Here is a 17,388-nt window from a genome sequence, read left to right as displayed (position 1 = left end):
CTTTTTTCCCCTGTCCTGATTTCTTTCATCCACATGGCATTGATCGTTCACAAATACGGCGGCACGTCGATGGGCTCCACCGAGCGCATCAAGAATGTCGCCAAGCGTGTGGCCAAGTGGTCGCGCGCCGGCCACCAGATGGTGGTGGTCCCGAGCGCGATGAGCGGCGAGACCAACCGCCTGCTGGGCCTGGCCAAGGAACTCGCCACGAGCAGCGCCGGCACCGAACACTTCCGCGAACTCGACATGCTGGCCTCCACCGGCGAGCAGGCCTCGTCGGCACTGCTGGCGATCGCGCTGCAGGCCGAAGGCGTGCCGGCGGTGAGCTACGCCGGCTGGCAGGTGTCGGTTCGCACCGACAGCTCGTTCACCAAGGCCCGCATCGAGCGCATCGACGACGAGCGCGTGCGCGCCGACCTCGAGGCCGGCCGCGTGGTCGTCATCACGGGCTTCCAGGGTGTGGACGACGCCGGCAACATCACCACGCTCGGACGCGGCGGCAGCGACACTTCGGCCGTGGCCATCGCCGCGGCGATGAAGGCGAGCGAATGCCTGATCTACACCGACGTCGACGGCGTCTACACCACCGATCCCCGCGTCGAACCCGACGCGCGCCGCCTGACCACCGTCAGCTTCGAGGAGATGCTGGAGATGGCGAGCCTGGGCTCCAAGGTGCTGCAGATCCGCTCGGTGGAATTCGCCGGCAAGTACAAGGTCCCGCTGCGCGTGCTCTCGAGCTTCACGCCCTGGGACATCGACATCGATGAAGAGGCCAAGTCCGGCACGCTGATCACTTTCGAGGAAGACGAAAACATGGAACAAGCCGTCGTATCCGGCATCGCATTCAATCGCGACGAGGCCAAGATCTCGGTGCTGGGCGTGCCCGACAAGCCGGGCATCGCCTATCACATCCTGGGTGCCGTCGCCGATGCCAACATCGAGGTCGACGTCATCATCCAGAACCTGAGCAAGGACGGGAAGACCGACTTCAGCTTCACGGTCAACCGCAACGACTACGCGCGCACGGTCGACCTGCTCAAGGCCAAGGTGCTGCCCACGCTGGGCGCGGCCGAGGTCGTCGGCGACACCAAGATCTGCAAGGTCAGCATCGTGGGCATCGGCATGCGCAGCCACGTCGGCGTGGCGAGCAAGATGTTCCGCGTGCTCAGCGAGGAGGGCATCAACATTCAGATGATCTCGACCTCCGAGATCAAGACCTCCGTCGTGGTCGACGAGAAGTACATGGAACTCGCCGTGCGCGCCCTGCACAAGGCCTTCGATCTCGACCAGCCGGTTGCATAAAGTCCTGACGAAGCCGGGAAATCGGCTTCGGAGATGGCATAATCGACGGCTCAGGAACTGTGACCGAGTGGCCGAAGGTGCTCCCCTGCTAAGGGAGTATGGGGTGTAGAGCCTCATCGAGGGTTCGAATCCCTCCGGTTCCGCCAAGACGAAGCCCTGCCGATCTCCGGATCGGCAGGGCTTTTTCCATGGGATCGACGATCGGTTTCAGGGTAATCGATGACAGGCCGGATCGGATGTCTCTGCAATAAACGACCCATGACCGACGACACCACGCCATCATCCGGCTTTCCGCCTTCCTTCCTGGCCGCCCGAGAAAGGGCGAACGCCGCAGCCGATGCGGAGCGGGGCGCCTGGGAAGCGCTGGCTCGCCGAACGGGCACGGGTCACGAGGAAACCCGTGCCTGGCAGAAGGCTCACGAAGAATCGCGTGCCGCGCAGGACGCCTTCGCCGACGAAGTCAAGGCTTGGTTCTCGCACACGACGCTTGACTGATCCCGCATCGCATCGCCGGCTGAGGGTCGATCAGCACCGATGCCGTTCCAGTTCGACGGCGACGATGCCGGCGACGTACCGCAGCGCATCGATCTGCCGGCTGCCCAGGGCCGAACGCGCGGCGTGGCTGATGCAGCACAGGGTGCCGTAGACGCTGCCGTCGCGCAGGACGACCGGTGTGCTGAGGTAGGCACCGATGTTCAGGGCTTGCGGGGAGGCGAGGAGTTCCGCCAGCAGGGGCTCGGCCCGCGCGTCCGCGAGTTGTTCCGGAAGGCGGCCGTCGACGACCCGCTGGCACAGCGTCGTTTCCCTGGGAACCGCATCGCCGGTCTTGACGGGCAGCTCGGCGTTGTCGGCATGGTCGATGTGGCGATAGATCTTGCGATCGTCGACGAACTCGGCGACGAATGCGATGTCCATCGCCAGCAGGACACGCAGGTTATGCAGCAGGTCGCGCAGCGCGTCCGCCGATCGGGTCGATGCATCGGCCGTGGCGATGATGAACTGGTTGGCGATGTCCACCGCCGCGAGAGGCAGGCCGGCGTCGGCAGTCGCTGCCATCTCGTCGCTTCCCGACTTCGGCGCCAACGTTGCAGGATCCAAGGTACCGAGGCGTCGGCGAAGCTCCGCTTCGTGGCGGCGTGCTTCACCGAGGGCGTCCGCATTGCCGGCGAGCGCGAGGCGTCGCCACTGGTGCGAATTGTCGATGAGTTGCTGGTCGGAGAGGTTGCGGGTGTTGGGCATGGAGGGTCACCGTCGCTCGGAGAAGGGGCAAGGGTCTTCGTCGACATATCGGCACCGGCAAGCGCATCTTGAGCACCGGCGTCGACTTTCCCCACCGCAATGCGCTGAACGCACCTACACGCCTTATCTCCGGAAAGGGCAGGCTGCAGTCATCTTTTCCGATCATTTCCACGCAAGGAGACCTTCCATGAGACACCTGTCCACGCTCGCACTCTGTTCGATCCTGGCCGCCACCGGCTTCCAGGTGCAGGCCCAGTCGACGCAGGCCAAGGCTCCGGCCGGCAGCACGGCGCAGTGCAACGACGGCAGCTATTCCAAGGAGGCGCAGCGTTCGTCGGCATGCACCGGGCACAAGGGAGTCAAGACCTGGCTCGGCGTCGCCGGAGAGGCGGTACAGACCCAATCGCCGGCCGTCAGCGCCACGCAGGCCGCTCCCACGACGGGCCTGCCGTCCCGCACGCCGGGCACGCCCGAGAATCCCGTGACGTCACCGGCACCTGCACCGCGCTCACTGCCGGCATCTGCGCCGAGGTGAGCGACAGGCCCGATCGTTCGCCCGGCGGGCCATGTGTCGAGCGAAGCGCAGGAGACCGCACGGTCGTTCCAATGTGATGCGCTTGTCGAATTCTGAAAACTTATTGACAAAAATCGCCAAATCTTTCGAGGTTCCTGGGAAAGTATGAACTAAATACTTCATTTTGGTCGCTGCATCTCTTACAAACGAGACGTTGTTGCCCATGGAACCCAAGAGATGACGAAGAACCACAGCGAATTGCGACGCCTTGCCTTGACCGTCGACGAACCCGTTCCGGGTCTGTACTTCTGGGTGGTGCAGGAAGAGGACGACGAGATGGGCATCTACGAGCCGATCGAGTCGGCGGAAATGCCGGTGGAAAGCTACGTCGCGGCGCTCGCCGCGGGCTATGTGGCCATGCAGGCCCTGTGCGGGCCGAACGGGCCGCGCCAAGGAGAGGTGGCACCGCCCTTGTTCATCAGCCCTTTCATGGAGCTGAGCCAAGGCAAGGGCACATTGCAATAGCGGTCGGAAAGTGGCGTTTTCAGTGCTGACGCGCGCCCTGAAAACGATCTCGCTCGAAAGAGAACAGGCCAGCGGGAATGGCATTGGCCGGCTCGAGCACCATCGGCATCGTGGGTGCGAACGCGACGCGATCGTGCAGCATGGCGCGTCGCTCGCGGGCTTGACGCAGGGCGACGCTGCGGCGGGCGACCAAGGTGCGCACGACCTCCTCGGCCGCGACCAGGGCCATCCGGGCACGTGCCATGGGGCTCGCCTTGACCGCTTCCGGCCACATCGGCACCGGTTGCAGGCCCCAGGAAGACTTGGTGTCGTCCTTCAAGGTCGCGTAGGCGCGGACGTCGGTGTCGTAGGCGATCTCCAGCGCCGCGACGGCCTTGGTGAAGTCAGTTTCCCATTGGTTCATGTGTCTCTCCGAGCAGATGGGCGTCAGTATCTGCGGACCGATCGTTCAACCACTGTCAAATTGTTCACGTTGAATTAGTAAAAAAACGCTCAGTTCTTTATAAAAAACTTTCGTATTACATACAAAAGATTATTTAGAAACGACGTTCGAAAGGCGACTCGGAACGTCCGGTGCCGTCGAGCGACGAGCTAGCGTTCCTCGCCGTCTTCCAGGCTCGCGCTCCAGCGGTTTCCCCAGCCGCGCGACGCGTCGTCGAGGTCGCGACGTTCACGCTTGGTCGGTCGCCCCTGGACGATGGAGAGGGCGGGTTCGCTGCCGAGGCGGCGCTGCTCGCGCGCCTGCTCCTGGGCCAGCAGACTCTCGGGCGTCTCCTCGTAGAGCAACTGGGCCGTGGGCGCCGGTCCGCGCTGCTTGCTCAATCCGCGCACGACGACCGTGCGGATCGTCGCGTTGTGGCGCACGGCCACCGTGTCGCCGGCCTTGACCTCGCGCGAGGCCTTGGCGATGTCGCCGTTGACCTGCACGCGGTGCTTGCCGATGTCCTCGGCCGCGAGCGAGCGCGTCTTGTAGAAGCGTGCGGCCCAGAGCCATTTGTCGATGCGGAGTCGATCCATCGTGTCCTTGGTTGATGTCGATGCGGTGGCCGGCGGGGAGCGCGCCTCAGTCCGGTTGTCGCGGCAGTCGCACCGTGACGTCCAGTCCTTCGATGCGATCGCCGGCCGAGCGATTGTCCAGCGCGATCCGGCCGTCGAGCGCCCGGACGATCTCCCGGCAGATGGTCAGTCCCAGTCCCGAGCCGCCGGGCATGCCGCCCGTCGCGAAAGGCGTGAAGAGGCGTTTCTGCAGGTCGGGCGGGATGCCCGGACCGTCGTCGCGCAGCCGGAGCACCGCCGTCGCCGAGTCCTCGCGACGCACCGCGACGCTCAGCGTGCCGCCCTGCGGGCTGTGGCGGATGGCGTTGTGCAGCAGGTTGCGGGTCAGCTCCTCCAGCATCCAGCGATGGGCGCGGACCGTCACCGGCGCGTCGTCGGTGTCGAGCCCGAAATCCAGCGCCCGCTCGGCGATCAGCGGCGAGACGTCCAGCACCACCTGCCGCACGATCTCCACGAGGTCCAGCGGTTGCGAGTCCGGCTGCTGGCGCAATTGTTCGACCTTGGCCAGCGAGAGCATCTGGTTGGCCAGCGTCGTGGCGCGCGCGACGGTGCGGTCGATCTCGGCGAGCGCCTGCTCGGCCGGGAGGTCGCCGCGACGCGCCGACTGCACCTGCACCCGGAGCACGGCGAGCGGCGTGCGCAACTGGTGGGCGCTGTCGCGCACGAAGCGGTTCTGGTGGTCGATGAGGCCCTGCAGCCGACCCATCACGCGGGTCGTCGCGTCGATCAGCGGGCGCAGTTCGCGCGGCGCGTCGGGCGCCTCCACCGGCGAGAGGTCGTCGGCGGCGCGGTGCTCGATCGCCTCGCCCAGGCGCCGCACCGGCAGCGTGGCGCGCTGCACGACGATCACCGTCACGGCCGCGATCACGCCCAGCAGCACGAGCTGGTGCCAGAGCGTGTCGACGAGCAGGCTGCGCGCCAGCGTCTCGCGCAGTTCCAGCGTCTCGGCCACCTGCACCACCGCCGTGCCGCGTCCGCGCCCGCTCGCCACCGGCTGCAGCAGCACGGCGACGCGCACCGGCTGGCCGCGGAAGGTCTCGTCGTAGAAGTCGACCAGCGACGCGTAGGGCGGCTTCATCGGCAGGCGGCCGTGCCAGAAGGGCAGGTCGGCGAAGCCCGAGACCATCTCGCCGTCGAGCGCCGAGACGCGGTAGTACATGTGGCTCTGGTTGTCGGCCTCGAAGGCTTCGAGCGCCGAGTAGGGCACCACCGAGCGCAGCAGCGCCTGCCCGTCGTAGCCCTCGACGTCGAGCTGCTCGCCGATGGTCTTGGCCGAGGCCAGCAGGGTGCGGTCGTAGGCCACGGTGGCGGCGGCGAGGCTGTCGCGGTAGAGGCTCACGCTGTTGATGCCGATGACCGCCGCCACGGGCAGCAGGATGCCCGCGAGCAGCCGCGTGCGCAGCGAGGCCGTCATGCGGTCGGGGCCGTGTCTTCGCGCAGCAGGTAGCCCAGGCCGCGCAGGGTCATCAGCACGGCGCCGGTGCCGGCGAGTTTCTTGCGCAGGCGATAGACGACGACCTCGATCGCCTCGTACTGCACCTCGGTCGCGCCCGGGAACACCAGCTCGAACAGGCGCTCCTTGGTCATCGCGTGGCCGGGCCGGACCATCAGCGCCGAGAGCAGCGCCAGCTCGCGCGGGGTGAGTTCCAGCACGGCGGCGCGGTGGTAGATGGCACCGCTGGAGGCCTCGTAGCGCAGGCCGCCGACGTCCTGCGGACCGGGCGGGGCATCACCGGCCGCGCCCTGGTGGCGCCGGCGCAGGGCGCGCAGCCGGGCCTCGAGTTCGTCGAGGTCGAAGGGCTTGGGCAGGTAGTCGTCGGCGCCGGCGTTGAGCCCGACGATGCGGTCGCCAACCGTGCCGCGGGCTGTCAGCAGCAGCACCGGGGTGCGCAGCCCGGCGGCGCGCGCGGCGGCCAGCACCTGCAGGCCGTCGACGTTCGGCAGGCTCAGGTCGAGTGCCACCACGTCGGGCTCCAGCGCCTGCCATTGCGCCAAGGCCAGCGCGCCGTCGCCGCACACGCGCACGTCGATGCGGCGGCGCTCGAGCGCGCGCTGCAGCGTCGACTGCATCGACGCGTCGTCTTCGACGAGCAGCAGCTTCATGGAGGGTCGGGTGAGTGTTAACCCCAGTCCGGCGGACAGCCAACTGACAGGAGCGCGGCGCATCATAGCGGCCGACCCGGCATTGCCGACAAACATTCCCAGGAGACACCCCCATGCGTCGCGATACCTTCCTCAAGTCACTGGCCGCACTCGCCGCCGCCGGTGCCCTCCCGCTGTCGGCCCGTGCCGCCACCAACGTCAAGATGATGATCCCGGCGAACCCCGGCGGCGGCTGGGACACCACCGGCCGCGCGCTGGGCAAGGCCATGACCGACGGCAAGCTGGCCGACACGGTCACCTACGATAACAAGGGCGGCGCCGCCGGCGCGCTGGGCCTGGCGCAGTTCATCAACGGCTCCAAGGGCGACCCGAACGCGCTGATGGTCATGGGCGCCGTCATGCTCGGCGGCATCATCACCGGCAAGCCGCCGGTCAACCTGTCGCAGGCCACGCCCATCGCCCGCATCTCCAGCGAATACAACGTCTTCGTGCTGCCGGCGAACTCGCCCTTCAAGACCATGGCCGACGTCGTCGCCCAGCTCAAGAAGGACCCGGGCAGCGTCAAGTGGGGCGGCGGCTCGCGCGGTTCCACCGAGCACATCGCCGCGGCCATGATCGCGCAGAAGGTCGGCGCCGATCCGTCCAAGATCAACTACGTCGCCTTCCGTGGCGGCGGCGAGGCGACGGCGGCCGTGCTCGGCGGCAACGTCACCGTCGGCGGCAGCGGCTACAGCGAGTTCGCCGAGTACATCGCCGCGGGCAAGATGCGCGCCATCGCCGTGACGTCGGCCAACCGCCTGCCTGGCGTCAACGTGCCCACCCTCAAGGAGCAGGGCATCGACGTCGAGATCGGCAACTGGCGCGGCGTCTACGGCGCGCCGGGCATCTCGGCCGAGCAGCGCCAGAAGCTGACCGACCTGGTGCTGGCGGCGCTCAAGACCCCGTCGTGGGCCGAGGCGTCGAAGAAGAACGACTGGACGCCCGCCGTGCTGGCCGGCGAACCCTTCGCCAAGTTCGTCGACGACGAGTTCGCGAGCCTGCGCGCGACCATGACCAAGTCCGGCATGGTCTGACCGGCCGGGTCGCACGGCCCCGGCACCCCCCGAAGGCACGTCGCGCGACGTGCCTTTTTTCAGTCCCCTTCCTCGCTGCTCCGGAGATTCCTCCATGACCCCTGCCGACGCTTCGGCGAATCCCTTCGCGCCGCACGATCCGCCGCCCGCCGCGGTGGCGACCTGGCCCCAGACGCTGGTGGGCGTCGGCGTGTTCCTCACCGGCCTGGCGCTCGCCTTCGGCGCGCTGAGCATCTCGTCGGACGCCGGCTACGGCGGCGTCGGCCCCAACTTCCTGCCGTGGCTGGTGTCGATCGTGCTGACGCTGTGCGGCGCCTGGATCGTCTGGGAGTCGCGCACCGGCGGCTTCCGCGAGATGGATCCGCCCTCGGACGCCGTCGGCGCCTACTGGCCCGGCTTCGTCTGGGTCACGGCCGGCCTGCTGCTCAACGCGGCATTGATCACCACGCTCGGCTTCATCCTGAGCTGCACGCTGTGCTACCTGCTGGCCGTGCAGGGCCTGCGCCGTGCCGCCGGCCAGCCGCAGGTGAATTCGCCGCGCGCCTGGATCGTCGACGCCGTCACGGGGTTGCTGATCGCCGCGCCAGTGTTCTGGATGTTCACGCAGTTCCTGGCCATCAACCTGCCGGGTCTCACTTCCACGGGATGGCTCTGACATGGAAATCTTCGACGCACTCATGGCCGGGTTCGCCTCGGCCATCACCCCGGCGAACCTGCTGTGGTGTCTGGTGGGCTGCGCCCTGGGCACGGCCGTCGGCGTGCTGCCGGGCATCGGCCCGGCGGTGGCGGTGGCGATGCTGCTGCCCATCACCGGCAAGGTCGACGTCACGGCCTCGATGATCTTCTTCTCGGGCATCTACTACGGCGCCATGTACGGCGGCTCGACCACCTCGATCCTGCTCAACACCCCCGGCGAGACCGCCAGCATGGTGACCGCGATGGAGGGCAACAAGATGGCCAAGAGCGGGCGCGCCGGCGCGGCGCTGGCGACGGCGGCCATCGGCTCGTTCGTGGCCGGCAGCATCGCGACGGTCGTCGTCACGCTGTTCGCGCCCTTCGTGGCCGAGTTCGCGGTCAAGCTCGGCCCGCCGGAGTACTTCCTGCTGATGCTGCTGGCCTTCACCACCGTCAGCGCGGTGCTGGGCAAGAGCACGCTGCGCGGCATGACGGCGCTGTTCATCGGCCTGGCCGCGGGCTGCATCGGCCTCGACCAGATCTCCGGCCAGGGCCGCTACACCGGCGGCGTGCCCGAACTGCTCGACGGCATCGAGATCGTGCTGGTCGCCGTCGGCCTGTTCGCGGTGGCCGAAGTCCTCTACGCCGTGCTCTACGAGGGGCGCGTCGTCGAGGGCCAGAACAAGCTGAGCCGCGTGCACATGAGCGCGCGCGACTGGAAGCGCTCGATCCCGGCGTGGCTGCGCGGCACCGCCATCGGCACGCCCTTTGGCTGCATCCCGGCCGGCGGCACCGAGATCCCGACCTTCCTGAGCTACGCGATGGAGAAGAAGCTGGCCAAGGATCCGGCCGACCGCGCCGAGTTCGGCACCAAGGGCGCCATCGAAGGCGTGGCCGGCCCCGAGGCGGCGAACAACGCGACCGTCACGGCCGCGCTGATCCCGCTGCTCACGCTGGGCATCCCGACCTCCAACACCACCGCCATCCTGCTGGGCGCGTTCCAGAACTACGGCATCCAGCCGGGTCCGCAGCTGTTCACCACCTCCGCCGCGCTGGTGTGGGCGCTGATCGCCTCGCTCTACATCGGCAACGTCATGCTGCTGGTGCTGAACCTGCCGATGGTCGGCCTGTGGGTCAAGCTGCTGAAGATCCCCAAGCCCCAGCTCTACGCCGGCATCCTGATCTTCGCGACGGTCGGTGCCTACGGCATGCGCCAGAGCGCGTTCGACCTGTTCCTGCTCTACGCCATCGGCGTGCTGGGCGTGATCATGCGGCGCTTCGATTTCCCGACCGCCCCGGTGGTCGTGGGCATGATCCTCGGTCCCCTGGCCGAGGCGCAGCTGCGCAACGCGATGTCGATCGGCGAGGGCAGCGCGATGGTGTTCCTGCAGCGGCCGATGTCGATCGCGCTGGTGATCGTCGTGCTGGCGGTGCTGACGCTGCCGCGCATCGCCAAGCGCATGAGCGAGCGCAAGGCGAGGGCGCTGGCGCAGGTCGACGCCTGACGGACCGGCCGGCCCGTCTTCCGGCAAGACGCCCCGCACCTTTCATGGGTGCGGGGCGTTTTTCTTGGCGCTTCGTCGCACCCGAAGCCATGCCGCCGCTCAGCGCGGCGTGCCGATCCCGTCGGCGGGCACCACGATGGTGGCGCGGCCGTCGCCCGAGGTCACGGTGTCGGAGCCCGCGCGCGGCGCGATCGAGCCGCTGGGTGCGATCACGGTGGCACGGCCGTCCTGCGTGTCGATCTCCGTGTTGGCGGGCGGGCCACCCAGCGTGCGGTCGAGCAGGAGGCCGGCGTTGCGGACGCAGGCGTTGCGCGCCGGCGTCGGCATGCCGCTGCCGTTGCATTCGGCGATGCGGGCCTCGTAGCGCCGCTGGGCCTGGGCCGGATCGCTCGTCGCGGGTGATGGCTGCGCGAAGCCGCTGCTCCCCATCACGAGGGCGGCGGCGACGGCGTATCGGATGCGGATGGCTACGGGCATGGCGAACTCCGGATTCTTGCGAGGAGATGGATGTTCACTGGCCGGCCGCCGGTCACGGGTGCGAACCCGCAGCGTGCGACGGTAGGAAGAGGACCGGTCGTGGCCGTCGCCGGTCGAGGAGCGGCGACGGCCTCTGGTTCACGACTCGCCGCGCGGCAGGGCGGCCCGGGTCGGAACGCCCGCCGGAGAAGACGCCGACCCGCCCGGCGGCGCCGCGTCGCCGTGCCCGCGCAGGCGCCGCACACCGCGCCGCAGCCACTGCTCCAGGTCGTCGACGTAGGTGAAGACGGCCGGCACCACCAGCAGGCTCAACACGGTCGAGGTGATGAGCCCGCCGATCACCGCCATCGCCATCGGCGAGCGGAAGCTCGAGTCGGCCGCGCTCCAGCCGAAGGCGATCGGCATCATCCCGGCGCCCATGGCGATGGTGGTCATCACGATCGGCCGGGCGCGCTTATGGCAGGCGTCGCGCAGCGCGTCCCAGCGGCTCATGGGCGCGACGACCGGATGGCCGTCGGCGCCGTCGTTGCCGCGCCGCGCGACGATGGCGTACTCCACCAGCAGGATCGAGTTCTTGGTGGCGATGCCCATGAGCATGATCAGCCCGATGAGGGAGGGCATCGACAGCGCCTTCTGCCCCAGCAGCAGGCCGACGAAGGCGCCGCCGAGCGCCAGCGGCAGCGCGCACAGGATGGTCACCGGGTGCAGGAAGTCCTTGAACAGCAGCACCAGCACGATGTAGATGCACAGCACGCCGGTCAGCATCGCCAGGCCGAAGCTGTTGAACAGCTCCGTCATGACCTCGGCGTCGCCGACCTCCGCCACGCGCACGCCCGGGGGCAGGGCGCGGATCGAGGGCAGGGCCATCGCCATCGTCTTGGCGTCGCCCAGGCCGACGCCGGAGAGCTCGATCTCGAAGTTGACGTTGCGCGAGCGGTCGTAGCGGTCGATGACGGCCGGTCCGCCCTCCATCGTCAGGTCGGCGACCTGGCCGAGCAGCACCGGCCCGCGCGCGCCGGGCACGGCCAGGCGTTCGAGCAATGCCAGGTCCTGGCGCGCCGAGTCCTCCAGCTTCACCACGATCGGCACCTGGCGCTGGGCCAGGTTGAGCTTGGGCAGCAGTTGGTCGTAGTCGCCCACGGTGGCGATGCGCAGGGTCTCGGCGATGGCCGAGCTGGTCACGCCCCGGTCGGCGGCGCGCGCGAAATTCGGGCGCACGGCGATCTCCGGGCGGATCAGGCTGGCGGTGGAGGTGATGGCGCCCAGGCCGGGGATGGTGCGCAGGTCGCGCTCGACGGCGCGCGCGGCCGTGGTGAGCGCCACCGGGTCCTCGCCGCTGAGCGCCAGGATGTACTTCTCGCCCGAGCCGCCCAGCCCGACCGTGCTGCGCACGCCCGGCAGCGATTCCAGCGCCGAGCGGATCTCGTTTTCCACCACCTGCTTGCGCGGGCGCTCGCCGCGCGGATCGAGCTTGACGGTCAGCGTCGCCTTGCGCGTCTCGGGCGTGCCGAAGCCGGCGAACGGATCGCCGCCGGCGCTGCCGCCGCCCACCGTGGTGTAGACGCTGCGCACGTGCGCCACCTTCATCAGGCGCAGGCGGGTCTCCTCGGCCGTGGCGCGGGTCTGGGCCAGCGTGGCGCCGGGGGGCAGCGAGAGGTAGACCTGGGTCTGCGAGTTGTCGTCCGGCGGGATGAAGCCGGTCTTGAGCAGCGGGATCATGGCGATCGAGCCGATGAAGAACAGCGTCGCCATCGCCACCGTGGCCAGCCGGTGGCGCATGCACCACTCGGCCATGCGCATGTAGACGCGCAGCCAGCCGGCCTCCTTCTCCTGGCCGACGATGGGCTTGAGCAGGTAGGCCGCCATCATCGGCGTGAGCACCCGCGCCACCACCAGCGAGGCGAACACCGCCAGCGAGGCGGTCCAGCCGAACTGCTTGAAGAACTTGCCCGCCACGCCGCTCATGAAGGCCGTCGGCAGGAACACCGCGATCAATGTGAAGGTGGTGGCGATGACGGCCAGGCCGATCTCGTCGGCCGCCTCCATCGCCGCGTCGTAGGGCGATTTGCCCATGCGCAGGTGGCGCACGATGTTCTCCACCTCCACGATGGCGTCGTCCACCAGGATGCCGATCACCAGCGACAGCGCCAGCAGCGAGATCACGTTGATCGAGAAGCCCAGCAGGTGCATGCCGACGAAGGCCGGGATCACCGACATCGGCAGCGCCACGGCCGAGACGAAGGTCGCGCGCCAATCGCGCAGGAACAGCCACACCACGACCACCGCCAGGATGGCGCCCTCGTAGAGCAGGTGCAGCGAGCCGTCGTACTCCTCCTGCACCGGCTCGACGAAGTTGAAGGCCTCGGTCAGCTGGATGTCGGGGTGCTGGGCGCGCAGTTCCAGCAGGGCCTGCTGGATCAGCGCGCCGACGGCGACCTCGCTCTGGCCGCGGCTGCGCGCGACCTCGAAGCCGACCACCGGCCTGCCGTCGAGCAGTGCCGCCGCGCGCGGCTGGGCGATGGTGTCGGTGATGCGCGCGACCTGGTCGAGCCGGATGCGCCGGCCGTCCGACAGCGGGATCTGGATGTCGCGCAGGGCGTCGGCCGAGCGCACGGTGGCCAGGGTGCGCACCGGCTGCTCGCTGCCGCTCAAGTCGGTGCGCCCGCCGGCGCTCTCGGTCTGCACCAGCCGCAGCTGGCGCGAGATGTCCGAGGCCGTCGCGCCCAGCGCCTGCAGCCGGGCCGGGTCGAGGTCGACGTGGACCTGGCGCGTGACGCCGCCCACGCGGTTGACCGCGCCCACGCCGGGCAGCGCCAGCAGCTTCTTGGTCACGTCGTTGTCGACGAACCAGGACAGCGACTGGTCGTCCATCTTCGACGACGCGATGGTGAAGGCCAGCACCGGCTGGGCGGCGAAGTCGAGCTTGGTGATGACCGGGTCGCGCACGTCGGCGGGCAGGTCGGCGCGCACGCGCTGCACGGCCGAGCGCACGTCGTCGACCGCTTCCTGCACGGGTTTCTCCAGGCGGAACTCGATGATCAGCGTGACCGCGCCGTCCTGCACCTTGGTCGTGATGTGCTTCAGGCCCGTGACGGTGGCGATCGAGTTCTCCAGCTTGCGCGCGACGTCGGTCTCCAGTTGCGAGGGCGACGCGCCCGGCAGCGCCGCCGACACCGTCACGGTGGGCAGATCGATGTCGGGGAAGTTCTGCACCTTCATGGCGTTGAAGGACAGCAGCCCGCCGAAGGTGAGCAGCACGAACAGCATCACCGCCGGGATCGGGTTGCGGATGGACCAGGCCGAGACGTTCATGGGGCCACCACCCGCACCAGGTCACCGTCGTTGAGGAAGCCCGCGCCCTGCACGACGACGCGCGCGTTCGCCGGCAGCGGCGTCAGCACCTCCACCCGGTCGCCGACGCGCCGCCCGGTCTCGATGCGCAATTGCGCGACCCGGTCGTCGCCCTGCAGCAGCATCAGGTGGTTGAAGCCGTCGCGCGGCACGACCGAGGCCTGCGCCACGGTGGCCGCGTTCGTGCGGCCGAGCTGGAAGTCGCCGCGCGCGAACATGCCGGCCTTGAAGCCGCCGCCGCCGCCCGACGCCGTGGCCTGCGGCACGGCCGGCAGGTCGACGTAGACCAGCGCGGCGCGCGTCTGCGGATCGACCGTCGGCGCGATGCTGCGCACCTTCCCCTGCAGCTGCGCACCGCTGGCGGCCACCACCACCGCCGGCGTGCCGATGGCGATGCGGCCTAGTTCGGTGGCGATGACCTCGGCGCGCCACTCGAGCCGGCCCTGGCGGATCAGGCGGAACAGCTCGGTGCCGGCGCCCACCACGCCGCCGACCGTCGCCGCGCGCGCCGAGATCACGCCGTCGTCCGGCGCCAGCACCTGCGTGTTGCGCCCGCGCACCTGCTGCGCCGCGAGCACCGCCTCGGCCGCCGTCACGCGCGCCCTGGCGGTCTGCTCGGCGGTCTGGTACTGGTTGATCTGCTGCTGGCTCAGGGCGCCGGTCTGCGCCAGCGTGCGGGCGCGCGCGGCGTTGCCGGCGGCGTCGGCGGCCGTCGCGCGGGCCTCGGCCAGCGAGGCGCGCGACTGGGCGACCTCGGCGTTCACCGTCTCCGGCGAGAAGCGCGCCAGCACCTGGCCCTTCTTCACGACGTCGCCGACGTTGGCGCGCACCTCGGCCAGGCGCAGCCCGTTCGACTCGGAGCCGACGATGGCCTCCTGCCAGGCCGCGACGTTGCCGTTGGCCGCCAGGGTGACGGTGAGCTCGGTGGTCTCCGGGGCGGCGACCGTGACGGTGAGCACCGGGCGCGCCGGGGCGCCCTTGCCGTCCTCGACCGCCGACGCGGCCTGGCCGCCCTCGGGCGTCCTGCCGCGCACGGACCAGAGGGCGACGCCGCCGGCCACGACGAGTGCGATCGCGAGCGCGGCGATCAGGGTGGAGCGTTTCGGGGTCTTCATGGGAGCTGGGCGGGGGAGGAGGCCGGGGTGCCGGGCGTGGTCGCGACGGGCGTCGACGCGGTGAGGGTGGTGGTGTCGGGAGAGGGGAGCGCGGCGACGGCGGCGCCATCGTCGCCCGGGCGCGTCCAGCCGCCGCCGGTGGCGCGGTAGAGCGCGACCCAGGCCTCGGCGCGCTCGCGCTGCAGCGCCACGCGCGCGGTCTGCGTGCCGAACAGCGTGCGGCGCGCGTCCTCCAGCTCGAACAGGCTGGCCAGGCCGCTGTCGTAGCGCGCCTGCGTGGCGTCGAACGAGACCTGGTAGTTGCGCACGGCGGTGTCGGCGTCGCCGGCGCGCGCCTCGGTGCCTTGCAGGTTGACCAGGGCCTCCTCGACCTCGCGCACCGCCTGCCGGGCGCCGGCGCGGTAGAGCGCCGCGGCCTCCTCGTAGCGGGCCCGGGCGGAGCGGGCGTTGGCCGCGCGCACGCCGCCGTCGAAGATCGGCAGGCTGAGCGCGACCGGGCCGAAGGTCCAGGTCTGCAGCGACTGGTGCACGCCGCCGCTGCGCAGCTGCAAGGCGGCGATCGAGCCCTGCAGCGTGAGGGCGGGATAGCGCTCGGCCTCGGCGGCGCCGACGTCGGCGCTGGCCGCCGCCACCGCCAGTTCGGCCGTGTAGACGTCGGGCCGCTGGGCCAGCACCCGGGCCGGCACGCTGGCGACGGCGGGCACCGGCGGCGGTCCGCGGTCGGCGGGCGCGGCGTCGAGCAGCGCGTCGAGCGCGCGGCCGTCGATGGCCGTCAGCGCGGTCAGACCCTTGCGCAGGAGGGTGCACTGCACGCGCTGCTGCGTCAGGCGGGCCGAGGCGTCGGCCGCGCTCGCGCGCGCCAGCGCGGCGCTCGCCGGCGCCGTGAAGCCTGCGTCGGCCGACAGGTCGGTCAGCCGCGCGGTCTCGGCGCGCGAGCGCGCGTCGGAGGTCGAGACGAGGAGCTGGCGCTGGCAGGCCCGCTCGCCGAAGTAGAGATTGGCCGTCTCCGCTGCGACCGAGACGCGCGCGTCGTGCCAGCGGGCGTCGGCGCCGCGCAGGCGGGCGTCGGCCGCGTCGCGACCGGCGCGCAGGCCGCCGAAGAGATCGAGTTCCCAGCGCGACTGCAGGCCGCCCTGCAAGGTCGTCAGGCCGGGCAGCGAGGCGCCGTCGCCGCCGGCCGCGACGCCGGTGCCGAAGGGCGAGTTGCTGCGCTGCGCCGACAGCGTGCCGTCGAGCGCGGGCAGCAACGCGGCGCCGGCCTGCGTGCGGGCACCGCGCGCCTCGGCGATGCGCGCGGCGGCGCTGGCGACGTTGGGATTCGCGGCCTGGGCGGCGTCGATCAGCACGGCCAGCGCCGGGTCGTCGAAACGGCGCCACCAGGCCGCCAGCGATGCCGTCGAGCCGCCGTGGGGCAGGGCGGAGGGCGGGACGCCGGGCTCGGTCGCCGGGGTCGGCGTGGCTGTCGATGTCGCCGGCGCCAACGAGGTCGCCGAGGTTCCGGGCAGCGGCGCGTTCCATCGCGTCGGCGTCGCGGCATCGATGCGCGCCGGAGGACGCGCGAGGCCGCACGCTCCCAGGAGCAGGCAGAGGGTCAGCGGCAGCGCGCGCCGCAACGGACCGGGAGTCGTCGCCGTCGGTGCGGGAGCGAGGGAGGCGAGCTTCATGGCCGGGCCTCCGCGACGGCGCCGCGCCGAACGGCCTCGGCCTCGATCAGCGCCATCGCATAGCCGTGCAGGCGTCGCGACCACGCGTCGACGGCCTCGGCCGAAGCGAGCAGCGCCGGGCGCAGCGTCCCGACCGCGTCCTGCATCACGAACAGCTGGATCGCCATGCCGATCACGGCCAGCGCCAGCCGGTGCACGTCGTCGTCGGCGCGCGGCAGGCCGAGGTGGCGGCACAGCAGCCGCACCATCGCCTCGTGCGGGCCGCGGATGTCGCGCTCGACCTCCTCGGCCCAGCGACCGGTCGGCTCGATCATCTCGCGCATGTGCAGGCGCATGCACTGGCGGGCGGTCTCGCCGTGCTTGAGCGGCGCCACGTAGGCGTCGAAGAAGGCCTGCAGGAGCGCCGACGTCTCCAGGCCGGGCGCATCGATCAGCGCCACCAGCTCGCCGACGCTGCCGCCCATGGGCTCGTTGAAGGTCGCCGCGTACAGGCCGGCCTTGTCGCCGAAGTAGTAGGCGATCGCCGCGATGTTGGTGCCCGCGGCCTGGGCGATCTCGCGGGTCGACGTGCCGGCGAATCCCCGGTCGGCGAACAGCGCCAGGGCCGTGTGGAGCAGGCGGTTGCGCGCTTCGGCGCCGTCGCTGCGTGTGGCGCGCGGCGGCGCGGCGGGAGGGGCGGGAGAGGCGGGGGGACGTTGGACGACGGTCGGCATGGACGTGGATTACAGCACGAGATCAATCGATCGATTGATCTTGGACGCCATCCGCCGACGAATCGGATAAAACAGC

At 70.2% G+C, this 17,388-nt stretch carries 17 protein-coding genes and 1 tRNA gene; 8 read left to right on the top strand and 10 right to left on the bottom strand.

Features of this window, described 5'->3' with window-relative positions; all coding sequences use genetic code 11:
- The first annotated feature begins 33 nt into the window (after positions 1 to 33).
- The 3 genes from ABID77_RS03935 to ABID77_RS03925 all read left to right on the top strand — a co-directional run bounded on the left by ABID77_RS03935 (position 34) and on the right by ABID77_RS03925 (position 1,797).
- Entirely contained in the window at positions 34 to 1,302 is a 1,269-nt protein-coding gene (locus ABID77_RS03935) for an aspartate kinase (protein ID WP_429591167.1), read from the top strand.
- A gap of 53 nt (positions 1,303 to 1,355) precedes the next feature.
- Positions 1,356 to 1,448: transfer RNA gene (locus ABID77_RS03930), tRNA-Ser, on the top strand.
- A gap of 112 nt (positions 1,449 to 1,560) precedes the next feature.
- A complete protein-coding gene (locus tag ABID77_RS03925; RefSeq protein ID WP_429591164.1) occupies positions 1,561 to 1,797 on the top strand; it encodes a hypothetical protein in 237 nt (78 codons plus the stop codon).
- 30 nt (positions 1,798 to 1,827) lie between these two features.
- Here ABID77_RS03925 and ABID77_RS03920 read toward each other — a convergent pair whose 3' ends face one another.
- Positions 1,828 to 2,541 carry a GAF domain-containing protein gene (locus tag ABID77_RS03920; protein ID WP_429591162.1) on the bottom strand — a complete coding sequence of 238 codons (714 nt, stop codon included), beginning with the start codon at positions 2,539 to 2,541 and terminating at the stop codon, positions 1,828 to 1,830.
- A 187-nt stretch (positions 2,542 to 2,728) separates the two neighbouring features.
- On the opposite strand from ABID77_RS03920, the gene ABID77_RS03915 reads away from it, so the two are divergent.
- Together ABID77_RS03915 and ABID77_RS03910 are read left to right on the top strand one after the other, a co-directional pair.
- Positions 2,729 to 3,076 (top strand): DUF3761 domain-containing protein, encoded by a 348-nt coding sequence (locus ABID77_RS03915; RefSeq protein ID WP_429591159.1) that lies wholly within the window; start codon positions 2,729 to 2,731, stop codon positions 3,074 to 3,076.
- Positions 3,077 to 3,292: 216 nt separating this feature from the next.
- Positions 3,293 to 3,580, top strand: coding sequence for a hypothetical protein (locus ABID77_RS03910; protein ID WP_429591156.1), 288 nt, complete (start codon positions 3,293 to 3,295; stop codon positions 3,578 to 3,580).
- A 19-nt stretch (positions 3,581 to 3,599) separates the two neighbouring features.
- On the opposite strand, the gene ABID77_RS03905 is transcribed toward ABID77_RS03910, so the two are convergent.
- The 4 genes from ABID77_RS03905 to ABID77_RS03890 form a co-directional block, all read right to left on the bottom strand.
- Positions 3,600 to 3,983 (bottom strand): hypothetical protein, encoded by a 384-nt coding sequence (locus ABID77_RS03905; RefSeq protein ID WP_429591153.1) that lies wholly within the window; start codon positions 3,981 to 3,983, stop codon positions 3,600 to 3,602.
- Between the two features lie 188 nt (positions 3,984 to 4,171).
- A complete protein-coding gene (locus tag ABID77_RS03900) occupies positions 4,172 to 4,597 on the bottom strand; it encodes an RNA-binding S4 domain-containing protein (protein ID WP_429591150.1) in 426 nt (141 codons plus the stop codon).
- A gap of 46 nt (positions 4,598 to 4,643) precedes the next feature.
- The gene (locus ABID77_RS03895) at positions 4,644 to 6,050 is read right to left on the bottom strand and encodes a sensor histidine kinase (protein ID WP_429591147.1); all 1,407 of its coding nucleotides are present in this window, start codon (positions 6,048 to 6,050) and stop codon (positions 4,644 to 4,646) included.
- A complete protein-coding gene (locus tag ABID77_RS03890) occupies positions 6,047 to 6,739 on the bottom strand; it encodes a response regulator (RefSeq protein ID WP_429591144.1) in 693 nt (230 codons plus the stop codon). The genes ABID77_RS03895 and ABID77_RS03890 overlap by 4 nt, the downstream gene beginning before the upstream one ends.
- 113 nt (positions 6,740 to 6,852) lie before the next feature.
- Between ABID77_RS03890 and ABID77_RS03885 the strand changes: the two genes are divergently transcribed.
- From ABID77_RS03885 to ABID77_RS03875, 3 genes are all read left to right on the top strand, one after another.
- Positions 6,853 to 7,812 carry a Bug family tripartite tricarboxylate transporter substrate binding protein gene (locus tag ABID77_RS03885; protein ID WP_429591141.1) on the top strand — a complete coding sequence of 320 codons (960 nt, stop codon included), beginning with the start codon at positions 6,853 to 6,855 and terminating at the stop codon, positions 7,810 to 7,812.
- 94 nt (positions 7,813 to 7,906) lie between these two features.
- Positions 7,907 to 8,467: a tripartite tricarboxylate transporter TctB family protein gene (locus tag ABID77_RS03880; protein ID WP_429591138.1), complete on the top strand. Its 561-nt coding sequence runs from the start codon at positions 7,907 to 7,909 to the stop codon at positions 8,465 to 8,467.
- A 1-nt stretch (position 8,468) separates the two neighbouring features.
- Positions 8,469 to 9,992 (top strand): tripartite tricarboxylate transporter permease, encoded by a 1,524-nt coding sequence (locus tag ABID77_RS03875; RefSeq protein ID WP_429591135.1) that lies wholly within the window; start codon positions 8,469 to 8,471, stop codon positions 9,990 to 9,992.
- Positions 9,993 to 10,091: 99 nt separating this feature from the next.
- On the opposite strand, the gene ABID77_RS03870 is transcribed toward ABID77_RS03875, so the two are convergent.
- The 5 genes from ABID77_RS03870 to ABID77_RS03850 form a co-directional block, all read right to left on the bottom strand.
- On the bottom strand, positions 10,092 to 10,469 hold the full coding sequence (locus ABID77_RS03870) for a hypothetical protein (RefSeq protein ID WP_429591132.1): 378 nt from the start codon (positions 10,467 to 10,469) through the stop codon (positions 10,092 to 10,094).
- Positions 10,470 to 10,607: 138 nt separating this feature from the next.
- Positions 10,608 to 13,781, bottom strand: a complete 3,174-nt coding sequence (locus tag ABID77_RS03865) for an efflux RND transporter permease subunit (protein WP_429591129.1) — start codon at positions 13,779 to 13,781, stop codon at positions 10,608 to 10,610.
- Complete coding sequence (locus tag ABID77_RS03860) at positions 13,778 to 14,935, bottom strand: efflux RND transporter periplasmic adaptor subunit (RefSeq protein WP_429591126.1); 1,158 nt, start codon at positions 14,933 to 14,935, stop codon at positions 13,778 to 13,780. The genes ABID77_RS03865 and ABID77_RS03860 overlap by 4 nt, the downstream gene beginning before the upstream one ends.
- Positions 14,932 to 16,599 carry an efflux transporter outer membrane subunit gene (locus ABID77_RS03855; protein WP_429591123.1) on the bottom strand — a complete coding sequence of 556 codons (1,668 nt, stop codon included), beginning with the start codon at positions 16,597 to 16,599 and terminating at the stop codon, positions 14,932 to 14,934. The genes ABID77_RS03860 and ABID77_RS03855 overlap by 4 nt, the downstream gene beginning before the upstream one ends.
- Complete coding sequence (locus ABID77_RS03850) at positions 16,596 to 17,312, bottom strand: CerR family C-terminal domain-containing protein (protein ID WP_429591120.1); 717 nt, start codon at positions 17,310 to 17,312, stop codon at positions 16,596 to 16,598. The genes ABID77_RS03855 and ABID77_RS03850 overlap by 4 nt, the downstream gene beginning before the upstream one ends.
- Positions 17,313 to 17,388: the final 76 nt, after the last annotated feature.

Source organism: Variovorax sp. PvP013 (assembly GCF_050435945.1).
Taxonomy (GTDB): domain Bacteria; phylum Pseudomonadota; class Gammaproteobacteria; order Burkholderiales; family Burkholderiaceae_C; genus Variovorax.
Note: the sequence above shows the minus strand (reverse complement) of the source record. Positions and strands in the feature narration are given on the sequence as shown.